This window comes from Amycolatopsis sp. NPDC004169, from assembly GCF_040610315.1.
Lineage (GTDB): Bacteria > Actinomycetota > Actinomycetes > Mycobacteriales > Pseudonocardiaceae > Amycolatopsis.
The window spans coordinates 12,842-29,681 of sequence record NZ_JBEXMD010000020.1; the positions used below are offsets into that span (position 1 = coordinate 12,842).

Consider the following 16,840-nt stretch of genomic DNA (forward strand, 5'->3'; position numbering starts at 1 on the left):
TTTGTCCGGGGGGGGTGCGCGGTGAACCGGACCGGCTCGTGTCCCGTGTAGGAGACGGGTGTGGAGCGGAAGCACGGGAGAACGTCTGGTGACTGCCATCGAGGAACGCCGCCGGGAGCACGAAAAACCGGCCGGCTGGAACGTCGATCCCGTGCTGATCCTGGTTCTCGTCCTGCTGGCCGGGTTCCTGGCCCAGGGCCCGGTCCGGCGCCTGCTGTCGGCCCCGGTCATGCAGAGCTGGATGACGGTGTTCGTCGCCGTGGTCGTGCAGGCGCTGCCGTTCCTCGTCCTCGGCGTCCTGCTCTCCGCCGCGCTCGCGGTCTTCGTGCCCCCTTCGTTCTTCACGCGCGCCCTGCCGAAGCGGCCGTCGCTGGCCGTGCCCGTCGCCGGGCTGGCCGGAGCCGTTCTGCCCGGCTGTGAATGCGCCTCGGTGCCCGTTGCCGGCGCGCTGGTGCGCGGCGGGGTGACGCCTTCGGCGGCGGTGGCGTTCCTGCTGTCGGCGCCGGCGATCAACCCGGTGGTGCTGGCCGCGACGGCCGTCGCGTTCCCCGGGCAGCCGCAGATGGTCTTCGCCCGGTTCGCCGCGAGCCTCGCCGCGGCGTGCGTGATGGGCTGGCTGTGGCACCGGCTCGGCCGCCCGGACTGGCTCCGGCCGCGCCCGCACGAGCACGGCGAAGGCGGGACCAAGGGCGCGGTCTTCTGGGGCTCGGTGCGGCACGACGTCCTGCACGCGGGCGGGTTCCTCGTCGGCGGCGCGATGGCCGCCGCGACGCTCAAGGCCGTGGTGCCCGCGAGCTGGCTGCACGCCGCGGCCGGCCACGCGGTGGTCGCGGTGCTGGTACTGGCCGGCCTCGCCGTGCTGCTGTCGATCTGCTCGGAGGCCGACGCGTTCGTCGCTTCCTCGCTGACGCAGTTCTCGCTCACCGCGCGGCTGGCGTTCCTGGTCGTCGGCCCGATGATCGACCTCAAGCTGTTCGGCATGCAGGCCGCCACGTTCGGCCGCGGGTTCGCGCTGCGGTTCGCGCCGGCGACCTTCCTCGTGGCCGTCGCGGCCGCGGTCGTGACCGGGGCGGTGCTGGGGTGAACCGGACCGTGCAGGCGATCCTGCTCTTCCTCGTCGGCGGCGTCCTGCTGCACGCCGGCGTCACCGGGCTGTACCTGCGGTACGTCAAGGCCGGCCTGCGCCCGCTGGTGCTGGCCGCGGGGGTGGTGCTGGTGCTCGCGGCCGTCGCGACCGTCTGGTACGCGCGCCGCCGCCCGGCCGGGCACGCCGCGCCCCGGGTCTCCTGGCTGCTGGTGCTGCCGGTGTTCGCGCTGATCCTCGCCGCGCCGCCGGCTCTGGGCTCCTACAGCGCGATGCGCGCCGGCACGGCGGTGACGGCTCCGCGGATCCTCACCCCGCTCCCGGACGGCAACCCGGTCCGGCTGGCGGTGATCGACTACGCCGACCGCGCGGTCTACGACCACGGCCGGTCGCTGGCCGGGCGGACCGTCACCCTCACCGGGTTCGTGGCCTTCGACGGCAGCGGCACGCCGTACCTGGTGCGCATGCTCTTGAACTGCTGCGCGGCGGACGCCCAGCCGGTGAAGGTCGGCCTGGCCGGCCGGGTGCCGCCGGTGCTGCCACCCGATGCGTGGCTGGAGGTCACCGGTGGCTTCACCGACCGGCAGGCGCAGGATCCGGTCAACGGCGGGACCATCCCGTTCCTCGACGTCGGCGTGGCCCGGCCCGTGGCTCCGCCCGCCGATCCGTACGAAAGCCTCGGCTAGCCGTTGCGGGCCGGGCGTGGTGAATCCGATCCGGAAGCCGCGTCACCACTCGCGACCTCGTGCCGTGGGGTTCACCGGCCCGCCTGCGGGCCGATCATCGAGTTCACGTCGATCGGCGACGGGATGGCGCCCAGCTGCAGCAGCAGGTCGGGAACCCGTTGCAGGCGACGGGAATCGAGCACCGCGCCGTAACCCGGCAGGGTCAGCAGCTTGGCGGTGTCCTCGTCGATCTTGGCGAAGCGCACCAGCAGCGGCTCGACCTTGGCGCGGTCGAAGATGGCGTCGTGGGTGGCTTTCTGCATCGCGCGCTGGAACGCCGCGAGGGTCTTGGGGTTCTCCTTCACCCACTTCCGGGTCGCGCCGTAGCCGGTGAGCGGGAAGTCCTGGGTGGCGCCGGAGTTGATGTCGATGATCGGGATCGCGCCGGCCGTCTTGGCGGCCTGCGTGATGTAGGGCTCCGGCAGGTACGCGGCGTCGGCCTGCCCCTGCTGCAGCGCCGCCGCGATGCCGGGCAGCGGGATGAGCACCCATTTCACCTTGCTGAAATCGACGTTGTGGTCCTGCATGACCGAACGGGTGAGGAGATCCGAAGCGGTGTTCTTGGCCGTGATGGCGATCTTCGCGGTGGCGAGGTCGGTGATTGTTTTGACCGGCGAATTCGGGACCGTGACGATCGCATTGGACTTCGCGTTGACCGAGGTCGCGTCGGCGACCAGCTGCATATCGGCGGCGCCGGTGCTGCGCGCGGTGAAGAACGGCGGATAGGTCGAGAACGCGATGTCGGCGTCACCCGAGATCGACTTCGTCAGCGAGGCCTGGCCGCTGGCGGCGATCACGGACTCGACGGTGAGGCCTTCGGCTTGGAAGTAGCCCTCGTCCTGGGCGAGCCAGAACGGTGCCAGGTCGGTGGTGGGCAGGATCGAGACCTTCAGGGTCGTCTTCTCGAGCCCGCTGCCCTTCGGCAGCGAGCTCGAGCCGGTGGCGCCGAGAGCACCGCAACCGGTTACGACCGTGACGACCGCGAGGGCGAGCGCGGCACGAACACGGCCACGGCTCCTGACTATTCCGAACAAGGTCTGCTCCTCGAAGGAGATGACAGTTGATGTACCGGCTCCAAGGAAAGTGCGTGATTCACTTCCCGGCGTCAGGCGGGCCACTGTAGGGACCCCGGCTGGCCTTGACAATGCGTGATGCCGCTGGATCAGCGAATTCACCAGAATGGCGGCACGAATACTTGATCGACGATCTTGGGCCGCTCTTGGTCGCCGGGCCGGCGGGCGGGTGGCTCTCCGTTGACGGTGGCGTAGTGCGAAAAACGTGGCCCGCCGCCCCTCGGCAAAGCGGAAAACAACGGTCCGGCCGTCATATCCGGAGGGGGCGAACCCGGTGTAGTTGCCGCTCCCCGAAATCGAACCGGCTGCCGCTATTCACCGATTGTCTGCGAAGGCAGGCAATGGTCGCGGCGGTGTCGAAGTCGTCGATGGCCCGTCGTCCCCGGCGAGAGGCGGCCGACGGCGGATCGGGGTGCGGGCCGTGGATGTCACGCCGGAACCGCTGTCTCGCAACCTGCTTCACCCGTCCGGTGCCGGTCGCGCCCCGGCCTGTCCGGGGCGGCCGGGCCTGCGGCAACGCTTACCGAGGCCTGCGAATGCCGTGCGGGTGAAGCACGCCGAGATCACGAATCGGCGCATTTATCGAATGGCGGGTATCGGGGCGGGGAACGCCGGACTGACGGCCGGTGTTCGGCGCTCGCCAAGTGGACCTCTTGTTGGGAAACAGGTTTTACTTCTAGAATTCGCGGTGTGCGACCGCTTACGGACGGTACCGAGCTGCTGGTCGGCCGGGACAGCGAGCTGTCCCGGCTGGTCGCTTGGATCCGTGACGTCGCCGAAGGCCGCGGCCGGGCCGTGCTGGTGGACGGCGAGCCGGGGATCGGCAAGTCGGCGCTGGTCCGGTCCGCCTGCGCGGCCGCCACCGACGCGGGCTGCCAGGTGTACTGGGGCGCCGGCGACGAGCTCGGGCAGGCGTTGCCGCTGCTGCCGTTGCTGGACGCGCTGGAGATCACGCCGGCCACCCGGGATCCCCGCCGTGACGCCGTTTACGAGCTGCTGGGCGGCGGCGCCGTCGCGGGCAAGGGCGCCGACCTCGCCGCCGCGGCCGCCGAACAGCTGATCGCGCTGGTGGACCAGCTCTGCCAGGACGGCCCGGTGGTGCTGGTCGTCGACGAGCTGCAGTGGGCCGACAGCACGACGGTGGCGGTGTGGAGCCGGCTCACCCGCTCGGTCCGGCAGCTTCCGTTGCTGCTCATCGGCGTGCTGCGGCCGGTGCCGCGCCGCGACGACCTGCGCGCGCTGTTCCGGATCGTCCGGCCGGCCGAGCGGCTGCGGCTGGGCAGGCTCGCGGAACCGGCCGTGCTCGAGCTGGTGGCCGCGCTGGCCGGCGGCAAGCCGGGCACCCGGCTGGAGGAGCTGGCCGCCGGGGCCGCCGGGAATCCGTTGTACCTCACCGAACTCGTCGACGCGCTGACCAGGAGTTCCTGCCTGGAGGTCGATCACGCGGGCATCGCGGAGCTGACCGGTGCGGCGACGCCGGATTCGCTGCCGGAGGCGATCGCGGACCGGCTCGGCTTCCTCACCGAGGCGGCGCGGGAAGTGCTGCGCACAGCGGCGGTGCTCGGCGTCGGCTTCTCGGTCGCGGACCTGGTGACGGTGACGAACTCCTCGCTCGCCGAGCTGCTGCCGGCCCTCGACGAGGCCCGCGCGGCCGGGGTACTGGTGGCGGCGGGCGACGACCTGGAATTCCGGCACCCGTTGATCCGCACGGCGTTGTACGACGAGATGCCGACCGCGGTCCGGGTCGCCTGGCACCAGTCCGCCGCGTGGGCACTGGCCGAGGCGAGCGCCCCGGTCGAACGGGTGGCGCGGCAGCTGCTGCCCATGGTGTCCACAACGGACACTCGGATGCCGGTGCCGGACTGGGCCGTGCGGTGGCTGCTGAAGGTGGCCATGCCGCTGATCGGCCAGGCACCCGTGGTCGCCGTCGCCCTGCTGCGCCGCGCAGTCCGGGACGCGCCGCTCGACGACGCCGTGACCGGGGCGCTGGCCTGCCGGCTGGCCGACGCGTACTACCGGGTCGGCAACGTGGCCCAGGCCGAGCGGATCGCGTTGCGCGCACTGGACCGCGTCCGCGACCCCGACGTGCGCGTCGACCTGCACACCACGGTGGTGCAGAGCCGCGGGACGACCGGGCGGGCCGCGGAATCGCTGCCCGCGCTCAACGAGGCGCTGAACCAGCCGGGGCTGCAGGCCCGGCACCGGGCCCGGTTGCTGGTGCTCATCGCGCGGATCCGGCGTGTCCTGGGCGAAGTCGACTCCGCGGGCCGGGCCGCCTCCGCGGCGCTGGCGGAACTCGGCACGGACGAAGACCGCTGGGCGTCGGGGTGGGCGCTGCACGTGCTGAGCCAGTGCGCGATGATGCGCGGCGAGTGGGCGGCCGCGCTGCCGCTGTTCGAGCGGGCGATGGCCATCGTGCGCGGTGACCCGACGCTGATCGACCTCACCCTGCTGCTGCGCATCAACCAGTCGGTCACCTACGGCGCGCTCGACCGCTACGCCGACGCGCTCACCGCGGCCGGGCAGGCCCGCGAGCTGGCCGAGCGCACCGGCAGCGTGGCCCGGCTGACCCAGGTCCAGAGCGCGATCGGGCAGCTGATGCTCGGCGCCGGGCGGTGGGACGACGCGCTGGCCGAGGTCGACGTCGTCCCGGACGACCGCAAGGACCCGGACGTGGTGTGCGGCGACCACGGCGTCGCCGCGATCATCCACTTCCACCGCGACGAGACGGCCGCGGCCCACCGCCACCTCGACGTCGCGGCCCGGCATTCGGAGAGCGCCGGCGACGAGGTCGTCGAGTCCCTGGTCCGCGCGCGCAGCCTGGCCTTCGAGCACGCGGGCGCGCCGGAGCGGGCCCTGGCGGTGCTGACGGCGGTCCCGGCGGGCGAAGACGCGGGGGAGGAGCGCCTCGGCGACGCGGTCCGCCTGGCGATGACGATCGGCGATGTCCGGACGGCGACGGAGATCGAGGCGAGGGCGCGCGCGATCGCGGCCGAGTCGTCGGTGCCGCACCGCCGTGCGCTGGCGTTGTACTGCCGCGGCCTCCTCGAGCGGGACGGCACGATGCTGCTGCGGGCGGCGGACGGGTACGCCGACGCGGGCCGCCCGCTGTCCCGCGCCAAAGCACTGGAGGCGGCGGCGATCGCGTTCGCCGAAGCCCGGACCGAGGACCGCGGTTCGGCGCGGGCGGCGTTCATCCACGCGATCGACCTCTACGCGGAACTCGACGCGCAGTGGGACGTGGCGAGGCTGCGCGCACAGTTCCGCGCCTTGGGCATCCGCCGCGGCCCGACGGTCAAGCACCGCGAAGCCACCCACGGCTGGGAGAGCCTCACCCCGACGGAAGGCCGGATCGCGGCGCTGGTGGTCGAAGGGTTGTCGAATCCGCAGATCGCGGCCCGGCTGTACCTGTCACCGCGCACGGTGGGCACGCACGTTTCGCACATCCTGACGAAACTGGGAGTGCATTCGCGCATCGACATCGCCCGCGAGGCGGCCCGGCACCAGTCGGCCTCCGGCTGAGCCACGCCCGGGAAACGCTGTCGCGCCGGTGAGTGGGTGCGGGTGAGCCACACCGCGGCCGTCGGGTAAACGCTCTCGCGCCGGTGGGTGCGTTGCCGGGCCGGTCGCGAAGTGGCGTCCGGCCGAGCCACGCCGAGACCGCCCGGAAAACGCTCTCGCGCCACGCCGCGGCACCGGTCGTGGGTGGCAAGGCGGGCCCACCACTCACGACCGGCCGCGGGTCAGGCGGCGACCTCCGGTGCGTCGTCCTCCTGGGGGTGCACGGTGAGCGGCGGGGCCACCGCCGGCGCCGGAGCGGGGGCCGGTGCCGGGGCGCGGCGGAACACCGCCAGGTGCCCGCTGACCACCTGGCCGATCAGCACCGCGAGCACCAGCAGCAGCGGCGTTCGCCAGGCCCCCGTCCCGGTGTGCAGCCAGCCGCACACCAGCACGCCGAAGCCCGCGATCACGTACCCCACGCCCTGGACCACCGCCGACAGCGCCACCGAACTGTCCTTGCTGCGCAGCGAAATCGTCGTCAGCGCGAACGCCAGCGACCCCATGCCCGCCCCGGTCGCCGCGGCCCACAGCCAGGGTGCCGCCGCGGGCGCCAGGAGCAGCCCCGCCACGCCGATGACGTTCGGCGTGGCCAACGTGATGACGAGCAGTGTCTGGTTGCGCCAGCGGCGGGTCCAGCCCGGCACCAGCCACATCATCGGCAACCCCATCGCCATCGACAGCGCCAGGCACGCCCCCGCCGTCGTCGAGGGGACGCCCGCGCTGCGCAGGATGCCCGGCAGCCAGCCCATGACCAGGAACGTCACCGTGGAGATGAGTCCGAAGTGGATGGTCAGGGCCGAGGCCCGCCCGGCGCCCGATGACGCCCGCGGCGACACGAACTCGCCGGGCGTGCGCCGCCAGACCTGCTGGGCCAGCAGGGCCGTGGTCGCCCACACGCCGAGGGCGAGCCGCCACGACGACGACATCACCACCGTGGGCGTGACCAGCGCGCCTGCCGTGCTGCCCACCCCGAGCCCGAACGTGAAGGCGGCGGACCCCTGGGCCAGCAACGGCAGCATCGTCCCCAGCACGGCGATGGACAGGCACGCCAGCGCCGTGCCGACCAGCAGTTCCACCGGGCCGCCGAACACCCGTCCGGCCAGCGACAGCACCAGCCCGAGAAGGGCCACGGTGACCGTCCGGTGTGTTCCCACCCTGGCGCAGAGCCACGGCGTCGCCCAGCCACCCAGGCCGATCGCCCACAGGGGCAGGGCCACGAGCACCGCGGCGACCAGCCCGCCGGCGATGGAGATGTCCGGCAGGGCCGCGCCCAGGCTCGTCACCGCGGGCCGCAGGTTGAGCGCGAGAACGAAGATGACCAGAGTGGAGACGGTGGTGGTAGCACGCGACATCGCTCCTCCTCGGGGTCGAGGCCGGAGCGTTCTACTCCGTAGAACAATGTTTCGCGGTCGGCGCGCCACAGACATCCGTCACCTGACGGATGAACGGACTTTTGTTGCCCCTCAACGAATCTGTGCGTTCCGATGCGCCCTGCGGATGGGCGTGCATCGGCACGGCCGGACGCCTCCGGCACCGGATGGCGGGCCGATCCGATCACGGTCCGTGGTGGGCGGGGCCCGGCCGGGGCGGTGGGCCGCCCGGCCGGAGCAACGTCGGCGTGTCATCGTTGCGGATCGTGCCGGGGTCCACAGTGGAAGCGCCCCTCCGCCCGGGTGCGGGCGGAGGGGCCTCGGCGGCGGATCAGCAGGTGACGTACGGCGACAGCCAGTCGCCCCAGTCGCCGGCCGAGCCGTCACTCGCGTCGTCGACGGCGAGCGCGAGCACCTGCACGCCCGTCACCGGCACGGCGAGGTGCTGCGCGGGATCCCCGTGCCGCATGTCCCCGGTGGCTTCCAGTTCGACGCCGTCGCCGAGCACGCGGAACCCGAGCGTCCCGTTCGGCCCGCGGTCGTCGACCCCGACCGTCGCGGTGAACTGCCGGCACTTGCCGCCCAGGTAGTAGCGCACCACCGAGGGGGCGTGCGCGCCCAGCCCGCCGTGCGCGTCGGTCTTGCCGTTGACCGTGAGCGGGTGGCCGTTGTCGGTGCTGTCCCGTTCCACCGGGCCGAGGCCGTTCTCGCTGGACATCCACGGCTGCGTGTTGAGCAACCCGTTGGTGTAGGGCGGGTTCGGCGCGAGCAGGAGCGGTGCTTCGGCTCGCGCGGACGTGGTCCGGGTGCCCTGGGCGGTCGTGTACGTCACGGTGGCCGGCATCCTGAACGGCTCGGTGGCCGTCGAGACCGGGTGCAGCGTCACCGCGGTCTCCCAGGTGGCCCCGGGGGCGACGGTCGCCGCGTCGGCCTCGGCGGGGGAGTCGAACTGCCACTGCGCGGGCGCGGTGAGCTGCAGGTGCGCTCCGGTGACCGGCGTCGAACCGGCGTTGGCGAACCGCACGGTGGCGGTCACCGGCCGGTCCGGCGGCACGGAGTCGGGCAGTTCGACGGTCAGCGACGTCCGCGGCGCGGCGGTCGTGTTCGCGGGCCACACGCGCAGCACGGTGGCGGCGTGCCGTCCGACGGTCCCGCCGAGCGCGCCCGTCGTCTCGGTTTCCTCGCCGGTCCACAGGTCCCGCACGCGGTAGCCGGACGCGGCGGGCAGCCCGGCGTCGGCGACGGAGGTGGTGATCGGCGCGGCCAGTTCGCCGCGGTTGAACAGCACCAGCACGGCCGAGCCGTCGGACATCGGCTTCGTCCAGACCTCGGTCCAGCCGGTGTCGCGGACCTTGTGCCCGGCCACCCCCGCCCAGTCCTGGTCGACGGCGATGATGTCGGGGTTGGCCATGACGTCCGCCGGGAGCGTGGTGTCGGCCGTCAGCGCCATGTCGGCCACCAGAGGCGCGTTGAGCACCGCCCACAGGCCGAGCTTGGCCTGGCGTTCGGCAGTGTCGAGGTAGCTGAAGGTGAAGGAGCCCGGCATGTTCCAGCCGCCCGGGCCGGCGTAGCCCTCCAGGCCGTACTGCTTGTCGAGGCTCCCGGCCGAGTAACCGAAGTTGAAGGTGGCGTTCTTGTAGGTGCGCCAGACCTGGGCGCCCGCGCCACGGGCCCAGAGCCACGGGCTCTGGTTGCGGTCGTAGTCGTCGACCTCCAGGGTGATCGGCCGTCCGGTGCGCTTCAGCGCGTCGGCCATCTTCTTGACCCGCGCGGGTGCGTCGCCGTTGACGCTGTAGCAGGTGTCGTAGCGCAGGTAGTCCGCGCCCCAGCCGGCGAAGGTCTGTGCGTCGAGGTCCTCGTGGTCGAGGGAGCCCGCCGCCTGGCCGCTGCAGGTCTTCGCGCCGGTGCCGCTGGAGAAGCCGATCTTGAGGCCGCGTGCGTGCACGTAGTCCACCAGCGCGGGAATGCTCGCGGAGAACGTGGTGCGGGCGGTCAGCTTGCCGTCGGCGTCGCGCTGCGCCGCCTGCCAGCAGTCGCCGAGCATGACGTACTCGTACCCGGCGTCCCGCAGGCCCGAGCCGACCAGCTGGTCGGCCGCGGCTTTCACGACGTCTTCGCCGGAGTTGTAGAGGCAGTAGGGGTCCCCGGTCGCCCAGGTGATCCCCAGCGGAGGTCTTTCGCCCGGAACCGGCTCGGGCGGCGGATCAGCGGCGGCCGGGGTGGCGGTGGCGAGCAGGAAAAGGGCGCAGAGCAGTACGGGAAGTCGTCGCATGGATCCCCCTCCGGAACCGGACAAGACTCCCAGGATCACCGGGCGGTGCGGCGAGGTCAAGGCGGGTAAATGTGCCCTGCCCGGTGCCCTTTCGGGCGGGGAGAGCCTGGCCGCGATCAGCCCACCAGACGGGGGAACAGCTCCCGCACCCCGCGCCGCAAATCGTCCAGGGCTGTCTCCTCGCCCGCGAGGTGCCGCAGCAGCGCCTGCTGGAACAGCCCGTCGAACAACGCGTACGCGTCCGCCGCCGAGCAGGTCGGCTCGGCGCCCGCGAGCCCGGCGTACGCGCTCACGTTGCGCCAGATCATGTCCTGCAGGCTGGCGTCGATCTCGGCGACATCGTCGCGGAACGCCGGCTCGAACAGCGACTGCGTGCGCAGGTCGTACCACATCCGGTGCATCAGGGGCGCTTCGCCGAGCGCGGCCGCCAGTCCGTCCGCGCAGGCGGCCGCCAGCTCGGCCGCGGTGGCCGCCTCGCCGACGCCGCCCTCGTAGCGCTGGACGCACGCGGCCTTGTAGCGGCGCACGCAGTAGGTGATCAGCTCGACCTTGTCGGCGAAGTAGTAGTGCAGCAGCCCGTGGGAGAACTTCGTGTGCTCCGCGATCGTGCGCAGGCTGGTGCGGGCGTAGCCGAGGTCCGCCAAGGCCAGGAGCGCCGCGTCGGCCAGTTCCCGGCGGCGGTCCTCGAACTTGTCGGCTGGGGTCCGGCGCCTCACGGCGGGTGCGCTGGTCACCGCCCCAAGGTACCACCCGAGGTGTTTCTGACCAATCGTCCAAGAAAATCTTGACATTCGTCCAAATGGCCGTCATGGTCGTCACCAGCCGCCGGCGAAGTCGGGAGGGACGACGATGTCTCTGTTCTTCTACCTGGAGAAAGGCGTCTCCGTGGACCCCGGAGCGCCCTGCTTGACCCTCGACGGGGTGTCCCGTTCCTACGCGGAGGTCGTCGAGCTCGCCGAGGCCGTCGCCCGGGCGTTGCGGCGTTCCGGTGTCGCCCCGGGGGACAAGGTCGGCATCCTCTCGGCCAACGACCCGACCGCGTTCACCTGCGTCTTCGGCATCTCGCGGGCCGGCGCGGTGTGGTGCCCGATCAACCCGCGCAACGCGGCCGCGGAGAACGCCGAGCTCCTCGACCTCTTCGACTGCACCGCGCTGGTCTTCCAGCCCGCCTTCGAAGACCTGGTCCGCCGGATCGCCCCGCAGCTGCCGAAGCTGACCACGCTCGTGCGCCTCGGCGACGGCGACGGCTTCGCCCCCGGCTTCGACGACTGGCTCGACGCCGCGAAAGCCGGCCCGCCCGCGGTCGCCGCCCCACCGGACGACGTCGTCGCCCTCGTGGGCACCGGCGGCACGACCGGCCGGCCCAAGGGCGTCATGCTCACCGGCCGCAACCTCGAAGTCATGTCGGCGATCACGCTGATGAGCTACCCGTTCGAGGGGCGCCCGGTCTACCTGGCCCTGGCCCCGCTGACGCACGCGGCCGGCGTCCTCTGCTTCCCGGTGCTGGCCCGCGGCGGCGAGGTGGTGATCATGCCGAAGCCCGACGTCGGCCGGTTCCTGGAGCTGATCGAACGCCACCGCGTCACCCACACGTTCCTGCCGCCGACGCTGATCTACCTGGTGCTCGGCCACGAAGCCCTGGACCGCACGGATCTCTCGTCGCTGCAGTGCTTCTGGTACGGCGCGGCCCCGATGTCGGTGACCCGGCTGGCCGAAGCCCTCGACCGGATCGGGCCGATGGCCCAGCTGTTCGGCCAGTCCGAGGCCCCGATGATGATCTCGACGATGTCGCCCGCCGAGCACCGCCGTCCCGATGGGACTGTCCACACCGGACGGCTGGCCTCCGCCGGGCGCCCGTCACCGCTGGTCACCGTGGCGATCCTGGACGACGGCGGAAACGCCGTGGCGCAAGGCGAACGCGGCGAAATCTGCGTGCGCGGCTCGCTGGTGATGGCCGGCTACTACCGCAACCCGGAGGCCACCGCGGAAGCCTCCGCCCACGGCTGGCACCACACCGGTGACATCGGCTTCCTCGACGGCGAAGGCTTCCTCCACATCGTCGACCGCGCCAAGGACATGGTCATCACCGGCGGGTTCAACGTCTACTCCGCCGAGGTCGAGCAGGCGGTGCTGGCCCACGACGCGGTCCGCGACTGCGCCGTGGTCGGCCTGCCCGACGAGAAGTGGGGCGAGCGCGTCACCGCCGTCGTCCAGCTCCGCCCCGGCCGGGAGCTGGACAGCGCCGAGCTGATCGCGTTCGTCAAGGACCGCATCGGCAGCGTCAAGGCGCCCAAGCAGATCGAAGTCTGGCCGGACCTGCCCCGCTCGACCGTCGGCAAGGTGCTGAAGGCCGAGATCCGCACGACCCTCACCACCCGCTGAAGGGAAACATCATGAAACTCGCGCTCTACCTCCCGAACTTCCGCGACAAGGTGACCGTGCGGGAGCTCGAGGACCTCACCGCACTGGCCGAGGACCTCGACTTCGACTCGGTCTGGACGCTGGACCGGATCATCGTGCCGGAGACGTCGGACACCCAGGAGATGCAGTACGCCTTCGGCATGATCGACGGGTTCCCCAAGGGCCTGCCGGTCAGCTCGCGCGGCGAGTTCCTCCAGGGCATGCCGCTCATCCCGTGGCTGGCGGCGAAGACGTCGAAGGTGCGGATCGGCATGAGCATCATCGACACGCCCTACCGCGCGCCCGGCGTCCTGGCCGCGGAGCTGGCCACCATCGACCACCTCTGCGGCGGCCGGCTGAACGTGGCCGTCGGCTCCGGCTGGATGCCCGAGGAGTTCGCCGCCGCGAGCGCGTCGCACATCTTCCCCAAGCGGCACAAGCACGTCCGGGAAACCCTGGAGATCATGCAGGGCATCTGGACCAACGACCTGTTCGAGTACCACGGCGAGTTCGCCGACTTCCAGCGCAGCGGGTTCGGCGCCAAGCCGGTGCAGAAGCCGCACCCGCCGATCTTCTTCAGCGGCCTCAAGGACGCCAAGCGCTCGGCCGCCCGGATCGCGAAGTACGGGCTGTCCGGCTGGATCGGCATCCAGGACTCGCCCGAGGACATCCGGCGCTGGCGCGCCGAGATCCAGCGCGAGCTGGAGGCCCTCGACACCCCGCGCTCGGTCGACGACCTCGAGATCGCCAGCATGATCTGGTTCGTCATCACCGACGAGGACATGGACCAGAGCCCGCTGGGCAAGGGCACCAACCTGCTCGTGGGTTCGCAGGCGCAGATCACCGACCAGCTCAAGCGCTACCGGGAAGCCGGGCTGACGATGCCGTTCCTGTGGCCGCCCTTCCAGGACGTCCCGGTGGCGAAGACGCTGGACGACATGAAGCGGCTCAAGGAAGAGATCCTCCCCAAGATCGAAGCGATGTGAAAGGGACCAGCATGTCCGAACTCGAAGGAAAGCGCGTCTTCGTCACCGGCTCCGGTGCCGGCATCGGCAAGGCGATCGCGGCGCTGTTCACCGAACGCGGCGCCCGGGTCGTCGTGAGCGACCTCGACTCCCTCTCGGCCAAGCAGGCGGCCGACGAGATCGGCGCGGCCGGGGTCGCCAACTGCGACGTCACCGACGAAACCCAGGTCCAGGCGGCCATCCAGCAGACGGTCGACCTCCTCGGCGGCCTCGACGTCCTGGTCAACAACGCCGGCATCGAGGTGTCGTCCCCGCTGCTGCAGCAGCCGACGGAGAGCTTCGACAAGATCTTCGCGGTCAACGTGCGCGGCACCTTCGTGACGATGAAGGCGGCGACGCCGCACCTGGTGGAGTCCAAGGGCAACATCGTCAACATCGCCTCGATCGCGGGCATCGGCGGCAGCCCGCTGCTCGGTTCGTACTGCGCGACGAAGGCCGCGGTCATCCAGCTGACCCGGGTGGCGGCGGTCGAGATGCGCCCGACGGGCGTCCGGGTCAACGCGGTCTGCCCGGGCTTCGCGGACACGGCGATGGTCGAGCGCCTGGTCCCCGACTTCGAGGCGGCGACCCAGGTCCCGTTCGGCGACCTGGTCGCGGCCAAGCAGGGCCGGCTGGGCACGCCGCAGGACATCGCGGAGGTCGCGGCGTTCCTGGCGTCGGACCGGGCGAGCTGGGTCACCGGCAGTCACTACGTCCTCGACGGCGGGCTGACCGCGTCCCTCGTGTGACGGGGCGGGTGGGGCCGCTCCCGGCGGCCCCACCGTTTCCCGCCGGGCCGGATCCCGCATTCCGAATCGCGGGGAAACCGTTTCCGGAAGCGGCGGAAATCAGCCGCCGAACCGGCCGGCCGGAACGCCACGGAGTTCGAACGCGGCCCGATGTGCTTCCTGACCGGCCGGCAATCGCACCGAGCGCACGCCCAGATCCTGAACGATGACGGCCGCGACGGCGGAACGGAATTCTTCTTCGCCGGATTCGCCCGCCCGGAAGCGGTTCGGCTTCAGGTGCACGACGACGCCGCACCCCTCGGCCGTGATGGCCGTCAAGGCCGTGTCCAGCCCGGGACGGCACGCGCAGCGCAGCCAGCCCGGCACGTCCCCGGCCGGGCACTCGCGGTGGACGTACACCGGGACGTCGTCGGCTCCGGCCAGGCTGCCGGTGACCAGGGCGAGGTGCTCCGCGCCGTCGAACGCGCCGGTGTACCCGATCGCGCGCACCAGGTCCGAGACCGCCCCGGTCGTGGCCCGGCGGGTGACCAGCGGGTCGCGGCTCAGCCGGTGGGTGACCAGGTCGCCGACCGACACCACGGCGAGGCCGTGGTCCTCGGCGAACCGGGCCAGCTCGGATGGCCCGGCGAGCTCGGTGGGCCGGCTGAGCCCGACCAGGGCGGCGAAGAGTGCGGCCGGCCGCCGTCCGGCCGCGCGGGCCAGGTCCGCCGCCGCCTCGGCCACGCCCCGGCGGTGGAGCACGCCGCCGGCCGCGTGACGCACCGGGATCACGTGCCCCGGACGGGTGAAATCGTGTCCGGTCGAGCCCGCGGCCGCGAGCAGCGCCGCGGTGCGCGCCCGGTCGTGGGCGGAGATCCCGGTGGTGATGCCGGTGGCCGCGTCCACCGTCACGCACGCTTCGAACCGGCTCGCGCGCGGCATCGGGGGCAGGTCGAGGCGGTCGCACTCGGCACCGGGCAGCGAGACGCACAGCAGCCCCGACGAGTGCCGGACCAGGAACGCGGTCACCGCGGTGGTGACGGTTTCCGCGGCGGCCACCAGGAAACCGGCCGGGGCGTGGTCGTCGACGAGCACCACCGGTTCGCCTGCCGCCACGGCGGCGAGCGCCGGGCCGATCGGCGCGGCCGCCGGGCGGGCGGGGGTGAGCCGGACGCTCATGACGCCCCCACGGCGAGCTCGCCGAGCTCCAGGCGGCGGAACCGGCTGCCGTGGAAGACCAGCGGCGGGACGTCGGGGTTCGCGTGCAGCCCGTGGACCTCCAGCAGCACGACCGTGTGGTCGCCGGCAGGCACCTCGGCCCGGACCGAGCAGTCGAACCAGGCCGAGGCACCCAGGACGAAGAGCGCGCCGTCGTCGCTGGCCCACCAGCCCACCCCGGCGAACCGGTCGCCGGTCTTCCCGGCCAGCCGGCGGCCCGCCGCGGCCTGGTGCTCGGCCAGCACGCTGAGGCCGAGCCGCGGGGACGCCCGCAGCTGCGGCCAGGTCGCCGAGGCGTTGCGCACGCAGACCGACAGCAGTGCCGGCTCGAGGGACACCGAGGTGAACGAGCTGACGGCCATGCCGGCCGGTGCGCCGCCGGCCACTGCGCCGAGCGCCGTCACCCCGCTGGGAAAGCAGGCGAAGGCCTGGCGCAGGACCGCCGCGCGGTGGCCGGTGGAAGGGACGGTGGTCACGGTAGCCTCCCCAGGACCCGGCCGGTGAGGACCGGGGCACTCGCTGCCGATACGGGTGGAGCTCGCCTCGCCTTCCGGCGACGGCGTCAGGCGTCGATCGCGGCCTCGATCGGGGTCTTCCCGCCGACCACCACGTAGATCCGGCCTGCCGTGGCGGGCCGGTCGAGCAGCCCCACGAGCACGGCGGCGACGTCTTCCCGCGCGACCTGGTCGAACCGGGCGCGCTTCGGGGCGACCCGGTTCCCCGGCGTGAGCTCGACGGTGCCGTCGCCGTCGCCGTCGGTCAGCACGCCGGGCCGCAGCACCGTCCAGTCGAGCTTGTCGCGCTCGAAGATGTGCTGTTCGGAGGCGCGCTTGGCCTGCAGGTAGATGGCGTAGCCCTCGCCGATGCCGCGGTCGTCGGCGCAGCCGACGTTGATCGAGCTGACGTGCACGAACCGGCGCACCCCGGCCTGTTCGGCCGCGTCCATGACCAGCACGACGGCGGCCCGGTCCATCCGGTCCCGGCGGGCGGCGGTGGCGGCGTTGCCCGAGCCCGCCGAGAAGACGGCCGCGTCCGCGCCGACGAGGACCGTGGCCACCTCGTCCACCGTGGCGTGCTCGAGGTCGAGCACCACGGCCTTCCCGCCCGCGCGTTCGACGTCGTCGACGTGGCGGGGGTTGCGGACGATGCCGACGACGGAGTCACCCCGCCGCGCGAGCTGCCGGGTCAGCCGCAAGGCGATCTTGCCGTGGCCGCCGGCGATGACGATCTTCATTCGATTCCCCTTCTCGTGGCGGACTGCCCCGGGTGGCAACGCCACCGGGGAGACCCCTTTTCGCAATTGCTCTGATCGGGTGTTTCTGCGCGACGGGAAAGCGCTTTCGTGAGCCCAGCACGAAGTGGTCCGAACCGGTTATCGACGGGCGAACGCCGCCGGGGGCGAACG

General features: G+C 72.4%; 13 protein-coding genes. 6 read left to right on the top strand and 7 right to left on the bottom strand.

Translation table 11 applies throughout. The features are described 5' to 3' along the window. The first annotated feature begins 88 nt into the window (after positions 1-88). Positions 89-1,084 (top strand): permease, encoded by a 996-nt coding sequence (locus tag ABZX11_RS25580; protein ID WP_354917184.1) that lies wholly within the window; start codon positions 89-91, stop codon positions 1,082-1,084. Next, entirely contained in the window at positions 1,081-1,770 is a 690-nt protein-coding gene (locus ABZX11_RS25585) for a TIGR03943 family protein (RefSeq protein ID WP_176176842.1), read from the top strand. Before ABZX11_RS25580 ends, ABZX11_RS25585 begins: the two co-directional genes overlap by 4 nt. 71 nt (positions 1,771-1,841) lie before the next feature. On the opposite strand, the gene ABZX11_RS25590 is transcribed toward ABZX11_RS25585, so the two are convergent. After that, on the bottom strand, positions 1,842-2,843 hold the full coding sequence (locus ABZX11_RS25590) for an ABC transporter substrate-binding protein (protein ID WP_354917514.1): 1,002 nt from the start codon (positions 2,841-2,843) through the stop codon (positions 1,842-1,844). Positions 2,844-3,572: 729 nt separating this feature from the next. Here ABZX11_RS25590 and ABZX11_RS25595 point away from each other — a divergent pair. Then, a complete protein-coding gene (locus ABZX11_RS25595) occupies positions 3,573-6,404 on the top strand; it encodes an AAA family ATPase (protein WP_354917187.1) in 2,832 nt (943 codons plus the stop codon). Between the two features lie 221 nt (positions 6,405-6,625). Here ABZX11_RS25595 and ABZX11_RS25600 read toward each other — a convergent pair whose 3' ends face one another. The 3 genes from ABZX11_RS25600 to ABZX11_RS25610 all read right to left on the bottom strand — a co-directional run bounded on the left by ABZX11_RS25600 (position 6,626) and on the right by ABZX11_RS25610 (position 10,819). Further along, positions 6,626-7,795, bottom strand: a complete 1,170-nt coding sequence (locus ABZX11_RS25600; protein WP_176176844.1) for an MFS transporter — start codon at positions 7,793-7,795, stop codon at positions 6,626-6,628. Between the two features lie 349 nt (positions 7,796-8,144). Further along, positions 8,145-10,085 (bottom strand): NPCBM/NEW2 domain-containing protein, encoded by a 1,941-nt coding sequence (locus ABZX11_RS25605; RefSeq protein WP_354917191.1) that lies wholly within the window; start codon positions 10,083-10,085, stop codon positions 8,145-8,147. A gap of 116 nt (positions 10,086-10,201) precedes the next feature. Then, entirely contained in the window at positions 10,202-10,819 is a 618-nt protein-coding gene (locus tag ABZX11_RS25610; RefSeq protein WP_176176846.1) for a TetR/AcrR family transcriptional regulator, read from the bottom strand. A 115-nt stretch (positions 10,820-10,934) separates the two neighbouring features. Between ABZX11_RS25610 and ABZX11_RS25615 the strand changes: the two genes are divergently transcribed. The 3 genes from ABZX11_RS25615 to ABZX11_RS25625 are packed head-to-tail and all read left to right on the top strand — an operon-like array spanning position 10,935 to position 14,238. Further along, positions 10,935-12,467 (top strand): long-chain fatty acid--CoA ligase, encoded by a 1,533-nt coding sequence (locus ABZX11_RS25615; RefSeq protein WP_354917194.1) that lies wholly within the window; start codon positions 10,935-10,937, stop codon positions 12,465-12,467. 11 nt (positions 12,468-12,478) lie between these two features. Further along, the gene (locus ABZX11_RS25620) at positions 12,479-13,471 is read left to right on the top strand and encodes an LLM class flavin-dependent oxidoreductase (protein WP_354917197.1); all 993 of its coding nucleotides are present in this window, start codon (positions 12,479-12,481) and stop codon (positions 13,469-13,471) included. An 11-nt stretch (positions 13,472-13,482) separates the two neighbouring features. Continuing rightward, complete coding sequence (locus ABZX11_RS25625; protein ID WP_176176849.1) at positions 13,483-14,238, top strand: SDR family oxidoreductase; 756 nt, start codon at positions 13,483-13,485, stop codon at positions 14,236-14,238. 99 nt (positions 14,239-14,337) lie between these two features. Here ABZX11_RS25625 and ABZX11_RS25630 read toward each other — a convergent pair whose 3' ends face one another. From ABZX11_RS25630 to ABZX11_RS25640, 3 genes are all read right to left on the bottom strand, one after another. Continuing rightward, on the bottom strand, positions 14,338-15,396 hold the full coding sequence (locus ABZX11_RS25630; protein ID WP_354917201.1) for a 3,4-dihydroxy-2-butanone-4-phosphate synthase: 1,059 nt from the start codon (positions 15,394-15,396) through the stop codon (positions 14,338-14,340). After that, on the bottom strand, positions 15,393-15,911 hold the full coding sequence (locus tag ABZX11_RS25635; protein WP_176176851.1) for a flavin reductase family protein: 519 nt from the start codon (positions 15,909-15,911) through the stop codon (positions 15,393-15,395). Before ABZX11_RS25635 ends, ABZX11_RS25630 begins: the two co-directional genes overlap by 4 nt. Before the next feature lie 86 nt (positions 15,912-15,997). Then, positions 15,998-16,669 (bottom strand): SDR family oxidoreductase, encoded by a 672-nt coding sequence (locus ABZX11_RS25640; RefSeq protein ID WP_354917205.1) that lies wholly within the window; start codon positions 16,667-16,669, stop codon positions 15,998-16,000. Positions 16,670-16,840 lie beyond the last annotated feature (171 nt).